Origin of the sequence: Hyphomonas beringensis (assembly GCF_000682755.1) — a bacterium.
GTDB lineage: Bacteria > Pseudomonadota > Alphaproteobacteria > Caulobacterales > Hyphomonadaceae > Hyphomonas > Hyphomonas beringensis.
Genome location: NZ_AWFF01000013.1, coordinates 54,940 through 68,482 on the forward strand (window position 1 = coordinate 54,940; position 13,543 = coordinate 68,482).

Annotated in this window: 12 protein-coding genes; 5 read left to right on the forward strand and 7 right to left on the reverse strand. The window is 55.7% G+C overall.

Features of this window, described 5'->3' with window-relative positions:
* The first annotated feature begins 30 nt into the window (after positions 1–30).
* The gene (gene glnA, locus HY29_RS02280) at positions 31–1,434 is read left to right on the forward strand and encodes a type I glutamate--ammonia ligase (protein WP_034791408.1); all 1,404 of its coding nucleotides are present in this window, start codon (positions 31–33) and stop codon (positions 1,432–1,434) included.
* A 195-nt stretch (positions 1,435–1,629) separates the two neighbouring features.
* Here the strand turns inward: glnA and clpX are convergent, their stop codons facing one another.
* The 3 genes from clpX to HY29_RS02295 all read right to left on the reverse strand — a co-directional run bounded on the left by clpX (position 1,630) and on the right by HY29_RS02295 (position 4,663).
* Positions 1,630–2,892: an ATP-dependent Clp protease ATP-binding subunit ClpX gene (clpX, locus tag HY29_RS02285; RefSeq protein ID WP_034791410.1), complete on the reverse strand. Its 1,263-nt coding sequence runs from the start codon at positions 2,890–2,892 to the stop codon at positions 1,630–1,632.
* Between the two features lie 126 nt (positions 2,893–3,018).
* Positions 3,019–3,660, reverse strand: coding sequence for an ATP-dependent Clp protease proteolytic subunit (locus HY29_RS02290; RefSeq protein WP_206741908.1), 642 nt, complete (start codon positions 3,658–3,660; stop codon positions 3,019–3,021).
* A gap of 94 nt (positions 3,661–3,754) precedes the next feature.
* Positions 3,755–4,663 (reverse strand): alpha/beta fold hydrolase, encoded by a 909-nt coding sequence (locus HY29_RS02295; protein WP_241765114.1) that lies wholly within the window; start codon positions 4,661–4,663, stop codon positions 3,755–3,757.
* Between the two features lie 305 nt (positions 4,664–4,968).
* On the opposite strand from HY29_RS02295, the gene HY29_RS02300 reads away from it, so the two are divergent.
* The 4 genes from HY29_RS02300 (at position 4,969) to HY29_RS02315 (ending at position 9,666) form a co-directional block, all read left to right on the forward strand.
* Positions 4,969–5,871 carry a pirin family protein gene (locus HY29_RS02300; protein WP_034791414.1) on the forward strand — a complete coding sequence of 301 codons (903 nt, stop codon included), beginning with the start codon at positions 4,969–4,971 and terminating at the stop codon, positions 5,869–5,871.
* Positions 5,872–5,972: 101 nt separating this feature from the next.
* Positions 5,973–7,715: a M28 family metallopeptidase gene (locus HY29_RS02305; protein ID WP_034791417.1), complete on the forward strand. Its 1,743-nt coding sequence runs from the start codon at positions 5,973–5,975 to the stop codon at positions 7,713–7,715.
* Between the two features lie 57 nt (positions 7,716–7,772).
* Positions 7,773–8,570 carry a 23S rRNA (adenine(2030)-N(6))-methyltransferase RlmJ gene (rlmJ, locus tag HY29_RS02310; RefSeq protein WP_051601059.1) on the forward strand — a complete coding sequence of 266 codons (798 nt, stop codon included), beginning with the start codon at positions 7,773–7,775 and terminating at the stop codon, positions 8,568–8,570.
* Between the two features lie 7 nt (positions 8,571–8,577).
* Positions 8,578–9,666, forward strand: a complete 1,089-nt coding sequence (locus tag HY29_RS02315) for an FAD-dependent oxidoreductase (protein WP_051601060.1) — start codon at positions 8,578–8,580, stop codon at positions 9,664–9,666.
* On the opposite strand, the gene HY29_RS02320 is transcribed toward HY29_RS02315, so the two are convergent.
* From HY29_RS02320 to lpxD, 4 genes are read right to left on the reverse strand one after another with little or no spacing between them, the layout of a single operon-like run.
* Positions 9,663–10,844 carry a lipid-A-disaccharide synthase gene (locus HY29_RS02320; protein WP_081811189.1) on the reverse strand — a complete coding sequence of 394 codons (1,182 nt, stop codon included), beginning with the start codon at positions 10,842–10,844 and terminating at the stop codon, positions 9,663–9,665. The two genes, HY29_RS02315 and HY29_RS02320, sit on opposite strands and share 4 nt — an antisense overlap.
* Positions 10,841–11,683 carry an LpxI family protein gene (locus HY29_RS02325; protein WP_034791419.1) on the reverse strand — a complete coding sequence of 281 codons (843 nt, stop codon included), beginning with the start codon at positions 11,681–11,683 and terminating at the stop codon, positions 10,841–10,843. Before HY29_RS02325 ends, HY29_RS02320 begins: the two co-directional genes overlap by 4 nt.
* 7 nt (positions 11,684–11,690) lie before the next feature.
* Positions 11,691–12,482 carry an acyl-ACP--UDP-N-acetylglucosamine O-acyltransferase gene (gene lpxA / locus HY29_RS02330; protein ID WP_034791421.1) on the reverse strand — a complete coding sequence of 264 codons (792 nt, stop codon included), beginning with the start codon at positions 12,480–12,482 and terminating at the stop codon, positions 11,691–11,693.
* A 43-nt stretch (positions 12,483–12,525) separates the two neighbouring features.
* Positions 12,526–13,542 carry a UDP-3-O-(3-hydroxymyristoyl)glucosamine N-acyltransferase gene (lpxD, locus tag HY29_RS02335; protein ID WP_034791423.1) on the reverse strand — a complete coding sequence of 339 codons (1,017 nt, stop codon included), beginning with the start codon at positions 13,540–13,542 and terminating at the stop codon, positions 12,526–12,528.
* Between the last annotated feature and the right edge of the window lies 1 nt (position 13,543).

Consider the following 13,543-nt stretch of genomic DNA (forward strand, 5'->3'; position numbering starts at 1 on the left):
ATTCTGATTTTTACTGGAGGGCAAATTCCAATGGCTGAGAACCTAATGAAGCTGATGAAAGACGAAGACGTACAATACGTCGATCTCCGCTTCACCGATCCACGTGGCAAGATGCAACACGTGTCATTCCACAAGGACATGGTTGAGGATGATTTCTTCACCGAGGGCCAAATGTTCGATGGCTCCTCGGTTGCTGGCTGGAAAGCCATCAACGAGTCCGACATGGTCCTGATGCCGGACACCAGCACAGCCATGATCGATCCATTCTTCCAGCAGACCACGCTGGCAGTGATGTGCGATATTCTCGATCCGATTTCCGGCCAGGCCTACAATCGTGACCCGCGCACGACCGCAAAAAAGGCAGAAGCCTATGTGAAGTCCAGCGGCGTTGGCGACACCGTGTTCTTTGGTCCTGAAGCCGAATTCTTCGTCTTTGACGATGTGCGTTGGTCCACTGAGCCGCACAAAACCGGCTACAGCTTTGACTCGACTGAGCTGCCGATCAATACGGGCAAAGAGTACCCGATGGGAAATATGGGGCACCGCCCTGGTCCAAAAGGCGGCTACTTCCCAGTACCTCCGGTAGATTCCGAACAGGACATGCGTTCCGAGATGCTGTCCGTCATGGCCGATATCGGCCTGGAACCGGAAAAGCATCACCACGAAGTGGCGCCTGCACAGCACGAGCTTGGCCTGAAGTTCTCCACGCTCACCACGATGGCGGACCGTCTGCAGCTGTATAAATATGTGATCCACAATGTGGCCGCATCCTACGGCAAGACGGCAACCTTCATGCCGAAACCGATGTTTGCGGACAACGGCTCCGGTATGCACGTTCACCAGTCCATCTGGTCTGGCGGCAAGCCGCTCTTCGCTGGCGATCAGTATGCCGGTCTGTCCGAGCAGTGCCTGTTCTATATCGGCGGTATCATCAAGCACGCACGTGCTCTGAACGCTCTGACGAACCCGTCGACCAACAGCTACAAGCGCCTGGTTCCGGGCTATGAAGCTCCGGTCATGCTGGCCTACTCTGCCCGCAACCGGTCTGCCTCCATCCGTATTCCTTTCGGCTCCAACCCGAAAGCAAAACGGATCGAGACCCGCTTCCCGGACCCGACCGCCAACCCGTATCTCGCCTTCGCAGCCCTGCTCATGGCTGGCCTCGACGGCATCGAGAACAAGATCCATCCGGGCGACGCGATGGACAAAGACCTGTACGATCTGCCGCCTGAAGAGGCGAAATCGATCCCGCAAGTTTGCGGTTCACTGCGAGAAGCGCTTGCAGCGCTCGACGCAGACCGTAAGTTCCTTACCAAGGGCGGCGTGTTCGATGACGACCAGATCGATGCATATATCGAACTGAAAATGGAAGAGAACATGCGCTATGAGCTCCACCCTCACCCGGTGGAATTCGACATGTACTACAAGGTCTAGGGGCCTTATCTCTCTCCCTTAATCCTTGTAGAGGCCGGTATCGAAAGATACCGGCCTCTTCTTTATCCAAAACTGAAAAGCGGAATTGATGACCGACGCCCCAGCGGCGAACGTCTCTCCTGTCTGCGCAAACAAAAACGCCCCGGTCGATCTGACCGGGGCGTTTTTGTTTTGGCTTGTTTGTGCCTGAAAGGATCAGCCAGCTTCTGGTTGGCTCTTCTTGGCATGTACGTAAAGCGGCTCAGCATTGCCTTCGACGACTTCGCCATTGATGACGACTTCCTCGACACCGCGCAGATTTGGCAGTTCGAACATCGTGTCGAGCAGAATGCCCTCCATGATCGACCGCAGACCACGTGCACCGGTCTTCCGCTTGATGGCACGGCGAGCAACAGCCGTCAGCGCCTCAGGTGTGAAGTTCAGTTCGACATTCTCCATATCGAACAGGCGCTGATACTGCTTGAGCAGAGCATTCTTCGGCTCGGTCAGGATCTTGATGAGCGCTTTCTCGTCGAGATCTTCCAGGGTTGCGATCACCGGCAGACGGCCGATGAATTCCGGGATCAGGCCGAAACGCTGAAGGTCTTCCGGTTCCGTGTTGCGCAGGATTTCACCCACGCCGCGATCTTCGGAATTCTTGATAGAAGCCCCAAAGCCAATCGATGCGCTCTCACCACGAGACGAGATGATCTTGTCCAGGCCCGCAAAAGCGCCGCCACAGATAAAGAGAATGTTGGTTGTGTCGACCTGCAGGAACTCCTGCTGCGGGTGCTTGCGGCCACCTTGTGGAGGCACAGCCGCAACCGTGCCCTCCATGATTTTCAGAAGCGCCTGCTGCACGCCCTCACCCGACACATCACGCGTGATGGACGGATTGTCGGATTTGCGGGAAATCTTGTCGATCTCATCGATATAGACGATGCCGCGCTGCGCACGCTCGACATTGTAGTCAGCGGCCTGAAGCAGCTTCAGGACGATGTTTTCAACGTCTTCCCCGACATAACCGGCTTCGGTCAGTGTCGTGGCATCTGCCATCGTGAAAGGCACGTCGAGAATACGAGCAAGCGTTTGCGCAAGAAGCGTCTTGCCGCAGCCTGTCGGACCGACCAGCAGGATATTGGACTTGGAAAGCTCAACCCCGTCTGTTTTCCCGGCGTGGGACAGACGCTTGTAATGGTTATGCACAGCAACCGAGAGAATGCGCTTGGCGTGAACCTGACCGATGACGTAATCGTCAAGCACATCGCAGATCTCCTGCGGCGTGGGGACCCCTTCGCGAGACCGGACCATTGAGGTCTTGTTCTCTTCGCGAATGATATCCATGCAAAGTTCTACGCATTCATCGCAGATGAACACCGTCGGGCCGGCAATCAGCTTTTTCACTTCATGCTGGCTTTTTCCACAGAAGGAGCAATAAAGCGTGTTCTTGGAATCGCCTGAGCCGTTTTGTTTGGTCATGCCGTCCTCAATGCCGGGTAAGCCTTAATTTCGTCTTTAAAGACGTCCCACCCGTTTACTAACAAGACAATAAGTTTCTGAGCCTGCACTGCAAGAGGCAGGCCATTTTTGTGCGAGGGATGCACCCTATTTGTCATCCTCGGCTGTCCGGCGCTCAAAAACCTTGTCCACAATGCCGAATTCCTGGGCTTCTTCAGCCGTCAGGAAGGTGTCACGATCCAGCTTGCGCTCGATTACATCATATTCTTGGCCGGTGTGGCGCACATAGATGTTGTTGAGACGACGCTTAAGATCAATAATTTCCTCGGCATGGCGCTCAATATCGGTCGCAACCCCCTGATATCCGCCAGAGGGCTGGTGCAGCATGACGCGCGCATTCGGAAGCGCGATACGCATGTCTTTTTCACCTGCAGCAAGGAGAAGCGATCCCATGGACGCAGCCTGACCGATACATACGGTCGAAATTGGGCAACGGATGTACTGCATTGTGTCATAGATCGCGAGACCGGAGGAAACATATCCGCCCGGGCTGTTGATATACATCGCGATGTCTTTTTTCGGGTTTTCTGATTCGAGGAACAGAAGCTGGGACGTGATCAGCGCTGCCATGCTGTCATCAATTCCGCCGGTGACAAAAATGATGCGCTCTTTCAGGAGGCGGGAGAAGATGTCGAATGCCCGCTCGCCACGGCTCGTCTGCTCCACAACCATTGGAACCAGGTTTAGAGCTGTCTGATAGGAAGTCATCATGAATCGGGCCTTGCTCATCTATAGCGGGAATCTCTACCGGGCAGGAGTGGCAGAATGAAGTATATTTGTCCACGCATCTGTCACCGCAAGAGGTAAAGCGCTGTGGAAACTGCTAGCGAAACGGCCATTCAGGCGAATGGCTGGGTAGATCGCCCGCCGGATTGACCATGAAGGCAAGGTAATCGGCATTTACCGTCTCTGCCTGCAAATCGCGTGTCAGCATGTGATAGCCATCTTCGTAATAAACTGTCCTGACATGATCCGGCAGCTCTTTTGCGGTCCGCTTAACGCCCTTAGGGGGCACGACATAGTCATTAGCGCCATAGGATAGCAGAACAGGCAGCTTTGGCGGCAGGTCTTGAACACTCTGGTGCGCCGACTCCATGAGAGAGACCAGGCCATAGACCTGATCAATCCTGTTCTCAGTCAGCATCAAAGGGTCTTCCGAGGCTCTGCGGAGCATCTCGATATTATCAGATGGCTCAATATGGACGAAACGTGCTGGAGGACGCACGATCCATCCTGGCCGCGCATGGGCCGATGCCCACAGGCTGGCCCTGTAGAGGAAATTCATCGCCCCCCATCCGCGCAAGCCCGGACCAGAAGCAATCAATCTGTCTGCATCTGGCGGATTGTCAGAACCAAAGGCTGAGAGCGCTACGGACCCGCCCATGGATATGCCAATAACGGCAATCGTTGCATCTGGATGACTCTTGCGAGCCAAGGCCGTAGCTGTGCGAAGATCCTGGCGCATGACCTCTTCATCGGGCCAGACACCGCGCTCAGGCGACCTGCCAAAACCTCTCTGGTCATAAGCATAAGTCGTCACGCCCTGCTCGGCCCAATATGGCGCCGCTATATGGAACGCATTGGCATAATCATTCATGCCATGAAGACCGATGACGACATATTCAGGCTGATCTGTTCCCTCTGCAGGCCAGACCGTCAGGCCCAGGCGGGCACAATCGAAAGAAACAAATGTGCTCTCTTCCGGCAGGAATACGGGCTCAGGCGGTTTCATTGGACTCAATCTTGTTTGCGTGACGGGGGTGGCACAGCCTGACAGCAGGAATGCGAGAGACCATAGGATCAGTACTCCAACGCCAATCGAACTGATCCGCGCAGTTCGGATATAATGCCTGTTTCGAACCATGGATGGTGGCGCTTCAGCCAAGACGTGTTCCTCCATCTCGGAAACGGCAGGACAAAAATATGCTCGTCTGCCCGATCTATCCAGTTACTGTCAGTTGCGGTCATGGTTTTAAAGCTCTCTTGCCATAGGTAACAATTTGGAGATGAAATCGATCCGTCCAAGGGAAAGTTGCCATGTCATCACCCATCACACGCATAATTGAACCCCGTAGCCGGGATCTGGGCGGCAGCTTCAGGGTGCGACGTGTTCTGCCCTTCCATGCGCAACGCACCGTCGGGCCTTTCGTCTTTTTCGACCATTTTGGACCCGTGGATTATGCCCCGGGCGAGGGCTTTGATGTAAACCCTCACCCGCATATCGGCCTGTCGACGGTCACTTACCTGTTCGATGGCGCCATACGCCATCAGGACTCTCTCGGCACAGACGTCGTAATCAGGCCCGGCGCCATGAACTGGATGACCGCTGGGCATGGCATTGTCCATTCCGAGCATACACCGGAAGAGCTTCGCACACAGGGCCAGAGCATGCATGGCCTGCAAACCTGGGTCGCGCTGCCAGATGGAGAGGAAGATTGCGAGCCATCCTTTGAGCATCACGCCGCAGACAGCCTTCCGGAATTCGAGATATCAGGCGCGCGCATACGCGTGCTGGCCGGCGAAGCATGGGGAAAGGCGTCCCCTGTAAAATTCCCCTCGCCCATTCTCTACGTTGCCCTGGAAACCGAGAGCGTGGCTGAACTTACCTTATCCTCTGAACTCGCTGAGGAGCGCGCGCTCTATCTTGTGTGCGGTTCGGCCAATGTGGCGGGAGAATTTACGGATGCCGGCGTCATGCTGGTCTTGGAGAGCGGCGTGGATGTTGCCATCAAGCTCAGCCCTGGCACCAAAGGCGTCATCTGTGGCGGCGCAAAGCTGCCCGGGAAGAAACGGATCGAATGGAATTTGGTCTCCAGCAGCCAGGAAAAGATCGATCAGGCCAAGATTGACTGGACCGCAGCTGTACAGGCCGGTGGCAATCTCCGCTTCCCAGCTGTGCCAGGCGATGAAAACCCATGGATCCCCCTGCCCGGTAATTGATGCAGCCAGATCTCAGCTTGGCAGAACCACCCAACTTGCTGTCTTCAGGCACCCGTGCCACACAATTCGCAAATTGAATTCAGTCCCGAAAGCGACTCGTTATGAAGAAATATCTGATTTCAGCATCCCTGATCGTTCTGGCTGCCTGTGGCGCCGAAAAAAACGAAGCCCCGGAACCGCAAGCCGAAGCGGACGCCGTGGAAGAGACTGCCCTGCTGATGCCCCTGCCAACTGACACGACAACGGACATCACCTCTAAAGACCTGGCGGTCCGTATTGAGACACTTGCCGATGATACGTTTGAAGGCCGCGGGCCAGGCACGGAAACCGGCGAAGCGGCCGCAGACTGGGTCGCAGCGGAGATGAAACGCATCGGCCTGCAGCCTGGCGGTGAAGACGGCACCTATTTCCAGACCGTCAAAATGGTCAATCAGACTGTGGATCTATCTGCGTCCAACCTGACCTTTACCGCTCCGGATGGCACCGAAATGCCCATGGAACCCAAAAAGGACGCTGTCTTCTGGACGAAACGCCAGAATACGGATCACATATCCTTTGATCCGACGGATGTTGTGTTCGTCGGCTATGGCGCTGTCGCCCCGGAATATGACTGGAATGATTACGGAGATCAGGACCTTAGCGGCAAGACCGTCATCATCCTTGTGAATGATCCGGGCTTTGCTACGGGCGATCCGGATCTCTTCAAAGGCAAGGCCATGACGTATTATGGCCGCTGGACGTATAAATTCGAGGAAGCCGCCCGTCAGGGCGTTACTGCAGCCATCATCATTCATGAAACCGAACCTGCCGCCTACGGATGGGATGTCGTGACAGGATCATGGTCTGGCGCACAATCCGACCTGGTACGTTCGAATGGCGGCGAAGACCGCGCAGCGCTAGAAGGTTGGATAACGCGGGACGCGGCTGAAAAGCTGTTCGCCACTGCCGGGCTTGACCTGGAAGAGATGAAGCAGGCCGCCAAGACCCCTGGCTTCAAACCGGTGCCTCTGGAGGGCATGAAGGCAAGTGGTGAGATCACGCAGACGATCGAACAACTTGAAAGTCGTAACGTCATCGGCATGCTGCCCGGCAAGACTACGCCGGACGAATATATGCTGTACACGGCGCACTGGGACCATCTGGGCAAAAAGCCGGAACAAAAAACAGGCGCGCCGGGCGAAGACTTCTACGCGGACCAGATTTTCAACGGCGCTGTAGACAACGCAACCGGCACCGCGGCGCTACTGGAAATCGCTGAAGCCATGGCCGCACAAGACCTGGACCGGTCGGCTATCTTTGCAGCCGTGACACTTGAAGAGTCCGGACTGCTGGGGTCCGCCTATTTCGCCGAACACCCCACGGTGCCGCTCAACGAAATTGTCGCCGGTATCAATATGGATGGCGCCCTGCCAATCGGTCGCACGAAAGACATGGTCGTTATCGGCTATGGCGCATCCGAACTGGAAGACATGCTGAAGGATGTGCTGGCAACACAGGACCGCGTCATCAAACCGGACTCCAAACCCGAAGCAGGATACTTCTATCGCTCTGACCACATATCTCTGGCCAAAAAAGGCGTACCCATGCTGTACGCGGATGGCGGCGAAGACAAGCGGGATGGCGGGATTGCCGCCGGCAAAGCGGCCGCAGCGGTCTATACAGCAGAGCGCTATCACAAGCCGATGGATGAGTATTCTGAGGACTGGGATCTGGAAGGTTTCAAGGAAGACGTTCAGGCCTTTTATGACGTTGGCACACAAATCGCCCAATCCGATGAATGGCCAACCTGGTATCCTGGCAACGAATTCGAAGCAGTTCGCAAGGAAAGCCTAAGTAAAAAATAAGTCTCGAGTCCTTTCAAACAATATCAAGAAACCGTTGCGACCAGACAGGAAGACAGGATGCTTTCCTATCAACATGGCTTTCATGCGGGCAACAGGGCGGACGTGCTGAAGCATGCCGTCCTGCATGCCCTGTTTGAAGGATTCAGCAAGGCGACTAGTCCTCTACTCTATGTGGAGACCCATTCCGGACGCGGACGATATGACCTGAAAGGCCCGCAGTCTCGTAAGGGTGGCGAGGCGGATGATGGCATCCTGTCCATGACCGACGGTAAAGCCCCGAAACCACTACAGCCCTGGGTCCGCTTTGTCGAACAGGAAGGGATACAAAACTATCCCGGCTCACCTGCTCACGCACAAAAGCTGTTACCGGAGAAGAGTCGTTACATTCTCTTCGAAAAGCATCCTGCTGAATATGAGGCACTCACCAAGGCAATGGCGGGTGATGATCGCATCCAGATCAGGAAAGCTGATGGGTATGGCAGCGCACTGAAGCTCTCCCCCCGCACAGGAGAACAGATGGTCTGCCTCGTGGACCCAAGCTATGAGACGACACGCGATATCAACGCCCTTGCCTTGTGGACTCCGAAAGCCCTCAAACGCTGGCCTCGCGCCACGCTGATCCTATGGTTGCCGCTATTCCGGGACGGCCGCGAAGCAGAGTTCGGCGAGTATCTGACAACCCTAGACGAATGCTTTGTTGCAGGCGCCAGATGGCCTGTGGACGCTCTGAAGGAAACGGCCCTCGAAGGATCTGCCATGGTGGTCTATCGCGCACCGCCTGAAACCCGGGAGCCCTGCCTGAACATTGCATCCGCCTTGCAGTCGTGGTGGTCCAACAAGCCTTTGGGAGGCTGAGGACAGCATGACGGCCCTGCTTCTCATCGGAGGCGGACACGCTCACGTTACGGCCCTGCGATGGCTAAAGCAGAATCCGCAGTCTCATCTGACGATAACTCTGCTCACCCCTGACAGTCGATCCGTATACAGCGGAATGGTCCCAGGCTTTGTTGCCGGTCACTTCGCCAGAGAAGAAGTAGAAATAGACCTTGCTGGCCTTTGCAGGGATACAGGAACAGTCTTGATTGAAGAGGCAGCATCACACCTGGATGTGGACAGTCAGTTCGTAACTACAGGATCAGGTAGGCAAATCCCTTACGATCTAGCTTCCATAGATGTTGGAATTGTATCCCAACCGCCTACAGCCTCCAATTATCCAGACAGTATCGCCGTAAAACCTATGGCAGGCTTTCTCGATCACTGGGAAGCCATAAGTGGTGCAACGGGCGCAAAAGATATCGCCATCATTGGCGCGGGCCTTGGAGGGGTGGAACTTGCGCTCTCTGTCCAGCATGCCCTGAAAAGCACATCTGGAGCGCAGGCCAAGACCGTTTCCTTGATCGAGCGGAATAAGACAATTCTACCACACGCAGCCTCATCACTGCAGCAGCACCTCAGAAAAAGGCTTGTTCAGGCAGGTATCAGTATCCTTGAAAGCGCCGAGCCTGCATCCTGGCAAGACAACGTCTTACATCTTACTGATAGTCATAGCATTAAAGCGGATCACGTCTTCTGGGTCGCTGGGGCGGCTCCCTATGACTGGCTCAGTTCATCCGAGCTGCAAGCGGAGGAGGCCTTCCCCCTCGTACACGCAAGCCTGCAATCAGTATCTCATCCAAATGTCTTCATCGCGGGAGATACGGCACGTTTCGAAGACAAGTACATCAGCCGTGCTGGCGTCTATGCCGTACGGCAGGGTCCGATCCTGATGAGGAACCTAGCCGCGCGGGCAAAAGGTGATCCGCTTGAGACCTATAGTCCGCAAAAAGATTACATGAAACTCGTAAGCCTTGGCAGCAAGGATGCTGTGGCCGAAAAATGGGGTGTCACACTATCCCTACCCGGTTTGTGGACCCTGAAGCGAAAGATCGATCAGGCTTTCGTCCGGGGTTAGGAAGCGATCAAACCGGCCGCATGCTTGGCCGCCTCTTCCAGAACGACGCTCGCAGCAATCTCTGCAGCGTCCCGGTCGCCTTCCCTCATTCGGTCAAGGGCAATGCTTTGGTCGACTTTTTGCTGTGGCAGTGCGCTAGGGTCACTCAACCAGGCCCATGCCTTATCAGCAATCAATGAAGGTTTCTGCCGGGTCTGGACAAATTCCGGAACGATCTCCTGATCGTCACTGACAATGTTCAGAAGAGTGATGTGCTCGCGCTTGTAGAGCAGTCCGCGCGCCAGAGCCCAAGTTATCCAACCCGTTTGATACGCAACGATCATGGGCGTGCCCTGCATTGCCAATTCAGTCGTGACCGTACCGGAACAAGCCAGGGCAAGGTCTGCAGCAGCCATCGCATCATAACGATCCGCCGCCTGACTTGTTACCAAAGCCCAATCCTGAAGCCCTGGAAAAGCCTGAGAAAATTGTTCGGCAACATTTTTTGCTGGTGCAAACACGACACGAAGCGAAGGGTCCCTTTTATAAAGGATATGAGACGCCTCGACTAAAGCCGGCGCAACGCGCTTGATTTCACTTGAGCGGCTGCCTGGCAAGACCAGAACCATTCTCTCAGTTTCAGAGAGGGCGTTCAGCCGTCTGAAACGTGCGCCATCACCTTCAACATGACGAGAAATTGCCGGGTTTCCGATAACGGTCGTCGCCAGATTATACGGCTCGTAAAACGGCACTTCCATGTCGTGGATGCAAAGCAAATGGTCCACAACACTGGCCAGCGTCTTCGCGCGGCCCGGTCGCGTCGCCCAGACTTGAGGGCCGACCAGCTTTACCAGACGTATGGAAGGATCGCGCAGTCTCACACGTTGCGCAACCCGCAACATAAAGCCCCATGAGTCGACCAGAACGACGACGTCCGGTCGGTCAGCAATGATGGCATCCGCCGCAGCATCAGCCAGCTTTACCACATCGCCATACGCCTTGATGCCTTCAAAAAATCCAAGAACAGACAACGGCGACACATCGATGGGAGATATAATCCCGGCGCTGGCCAGTTCATCACCGCCAATGCCGGAGATGTGGACGGCCGGGGCTTTCTTCCTGATCTCTTCAACCACTTCCCGCGCCAGGACATCTCCTGAAGCTTCTGCCGCGACCATATAAATGCGGTGCGCGCTCACAGCCCCAGCTCCGGTGGGAAACCGTAAATGAATACGCCAAGGCGCTCGGCAGCTTCCTGCATGGCGGACTTGTTGAGTAGCAACGCCCCTTCTGCCTCTATAGCCAGCCCAGCCAGCCCTGCGGCGGCGACCTTCTCAACTGTGGAAACTCCCGTCGTAGGCAAATCAATGCGCAGCTCCTGGCCGGGTTTAGGACGCTTGACCAGAACGCCACGCCGTTTTGTATCAGTACCGCGGATTGTGACGGGCAAGCCGGCACATCGGTCCAGCATGGCATCCGTGCCCTCCTGCGCCTCGACGGCCAGCACGAGACCATCGCAAACGACAGCGCCCTGTCCGATATCAAGCGCACCTGTTGCCGCGACCACACGCGCGGCATGTTCAATATCTGCCATATCATCCGGGCTAGGATTATTCCCGGCAATCAGTCCTGCTGGCGCAAGCAATTGCCCGTTCACCTCATGGCTTCCCAGGACATTAAAGCCTTGCTTTTCGAACTCGTTCACGAGCACGCGCAACAAGGCATCGTCACCCTGCCGCGCGGCGGAAAGCACTTTGGGTAAAAGCGCCATACCCTTCATGTCGAGCTTCAGATCAGAGAAATTCGGGCGATTAACAATCCCCGCAAAGACAACATCCTTACAGCCGGCGGCCTTGAGTCTTTTCAGAACGCCCCCAACCTCACCAAGACCGATGATATCGCCGGGAAACTTCGACAATGCAGGCTCTTCAAATCCCTTCACACGGAGCACATAAACGCCCTGCCCGCTGGCAACCGCATTGTCTGCGATTGCCAAAGGGAGGTCCCCCAAGCCAGCGATGATACCTAGTGGCGCCATGACACCCTCACGCAGGCTTGCAGATCGGCCTGTCACCAGCGTGACGGATGAAATCAATCATTTCCATGGCCAGCGGCTTGTCTGCGAATTTCTCCGCCGCCTGATCGACGCGTTCCCTGAAGAGGCCTTCCCCAAAGAATACGGCCTTGTAGGCAGATCGTATCTCCATTTGCTCGGCCTTTGTGAAACCGCGTCGCTTCAATCCGACCATGTTCAGTCCGGAGAGCTTCGCATGATTGCCGACTACTGAGCCGAAGGGAATGACATCTTCAACCACGATGGCGCCACCGCCTATGAAGGCGTTCCGACCTATGCGCGAGAACTGGTGAATGGCAGAGAGACCGCCAAACCACACATTATCCCCAACCTCGATATGCCCCGCCAGAGAAACATTGTTGGCCATGACCACATTGTTTCCGATTTTGTTGTCATGCGCGATATGGGCACCAATCATGACATAGCAATTATTGCCGACAGTCGTGACACCGCCAAACTTTGGCATACCTGAATGCGCCGTCGCATATTCCCGAAAAACACAATTGTCGCCCACAACCAGACGCGAGTCAGGACTTGCCTCAAAACCGATAACTTGCGGGAGGCCGCCAAGCACAGCATGCGGATGCAGGGTACACCCATGCCCGATTTGCGTATGCCCCATCACAACGGCGTGGGACATCAGTTCACACCCATCTCCAAGGCTGGTGCTGGCAGCTACATAACAGAAGGGGCCGATTTTGACGTCCTGCCCGAGGCTTGCGCCCTCTTCAACACAGGCTGTCGGATGGATTTGGGCTGTCATGGTATATCCCGATAGGTTTCAGGCTAAGGCGAGGATGCCTAGCCTACCCCGTTTTCTTCGGGTTTGCATTCTTCTGCAACCATGCAACTTCGCGCATCCATTGGCGGATAGGCTTTGCAGGTGTTCCGCCCCATGTCTCGCCTGCCTCGATATCTCGGAACAGGCCTGCAGAGGCAGCAAGCGATACGCCTTCGCCAACTTTCACATGGTCGGCAATACCAACACGGCCACCAAGCATTGCACCATCACCGACCTGGACAGAGCCTGAGATGCCGCCAAAAGCGGCGACAAGCACAGACCGGCCGAGAACAACATTGTGAGCGATCTGGCAGAGATTATCGATCTTCGTGCGCTCGCCTATGATCGTGTCGTCAAAGACGCCGCGATCAATGCAGCTATTGGCTCCAATTGTTACATGATCCTGCAGGATCACACGGCCATAATGGGGGGCATCCTCTGCCCCCTTCGGGCCGGGCATCACGCCAAAGCCAGTCTCGCCGACCCGGGCACCAGCCAGCAATTTCACGTTGTCACCGACAAGCGCGCAGTAAACACTTGCGCCTGGCCCAACAGAACAATTGCGGCCAATCTGGACACCCGGTCCGATAATGGCGTTCGCACCGATAACTGAATGCTCGCCAATCACGGCACCGGGGCCGATAACCGCACCTGGCGCAATGATCGCCTCTTCATGTATGGAGGCTTCGGGTGAAATGGCTTCAGAGCCATGCCAGACCAGATGGCGGGGCTGATACATCGCCAACGCTGCTGCACCATGCGCATAACGCGGCACAGATGTGACAAGATAAGCCACGCTTTCCGGCACATGTTTGACATTGGCCGCATTCACAAACAGTGCGGAAATATCTGCGCTGATCTCAACGGGAGTTTTGCCATCCCCGTCAAGAAACCCGATATCTCCCCGGCGGCCAGTGCCTGCCGAGGAGAGTCCGGTAATCTGCAGGCTTTCATCGCCGTGCAGCTCCGAACCAGTACGCTCCGCCAAATCTTTTAGCGTCAAAGCCCCCAAAGGCGCATAAAAACGGGGATCGACTGGCACG

Bases quoted from the DNA above. Each gene is read 5' to 3' on its own strand.
- HY29_RS02295 (WP_241765114.1), bottom strand. From the start codon at position 4,663: ATGAAACCGCCTGAGCCCGTATTCCTGCCGGAAGAGAGCACATTTGTT.
- HY29_RS02290 (WP_206741908.1), bottom strand. From the start codon at position 3,660: ATGAGCAAGGCCCGATTCATGATGACTTCCTATCAGACAGCTCTAAAC.
- HY29_RS02305 (WP_034791417.1), top strand. From the start codon at position 5,973: ATGAAGAAATATCTGATTTCAGCATCCCTGATCGTTCTGGCTGCCTGT.
- HY29_RS02315 (WP_051601060.1), top strand. From the start codon at position 8,578: ATGACGGCCCTGCTTCTCATCGGAGGCGGACACGCTCACGTTACGGCC.
- rlmJ (WP_051601059.1), top strand. From the start codon at position 7,773: ATGCTTTCCTATCAACATGGCTTTCATGCGGGCAACAGGGCGGACGTG.
- HY29_RS02325 (WP_034791419.1), bottom strand. From the start codon at position 11,683: ATGGCGCCACTAGGTATCATCGCTGGCTTGGGGGACCTCCCTTTGGCA.
- lpxA (WP_034791421.1), bottom strand. From the start codon at position 12,482: ATGACAGCCCAAATCCATCCGACAGCCTGTGTTGAAGAGGGCGCAAGC.
- glnA (WP_034791408.1), top strand. From the start codon at position 31: ATGGCTGAGAACCTAATGAAGCTGATGAAAGACGAAGACGTACAATAC.
- HY29_RS02300 (WP_034791414.1), top strand. From the start codon at position 4,969: ATGTCATCACCCATCACACGCATAATTGAACCCCGTAGCCGGGATCTG.
- clpX (WP_034791410.1), bottom strand. From the start codon at position 2,892: ATGACCAAACAAAACGGCTCAGGCGATTCCAAGAACACGCTTTATTGC.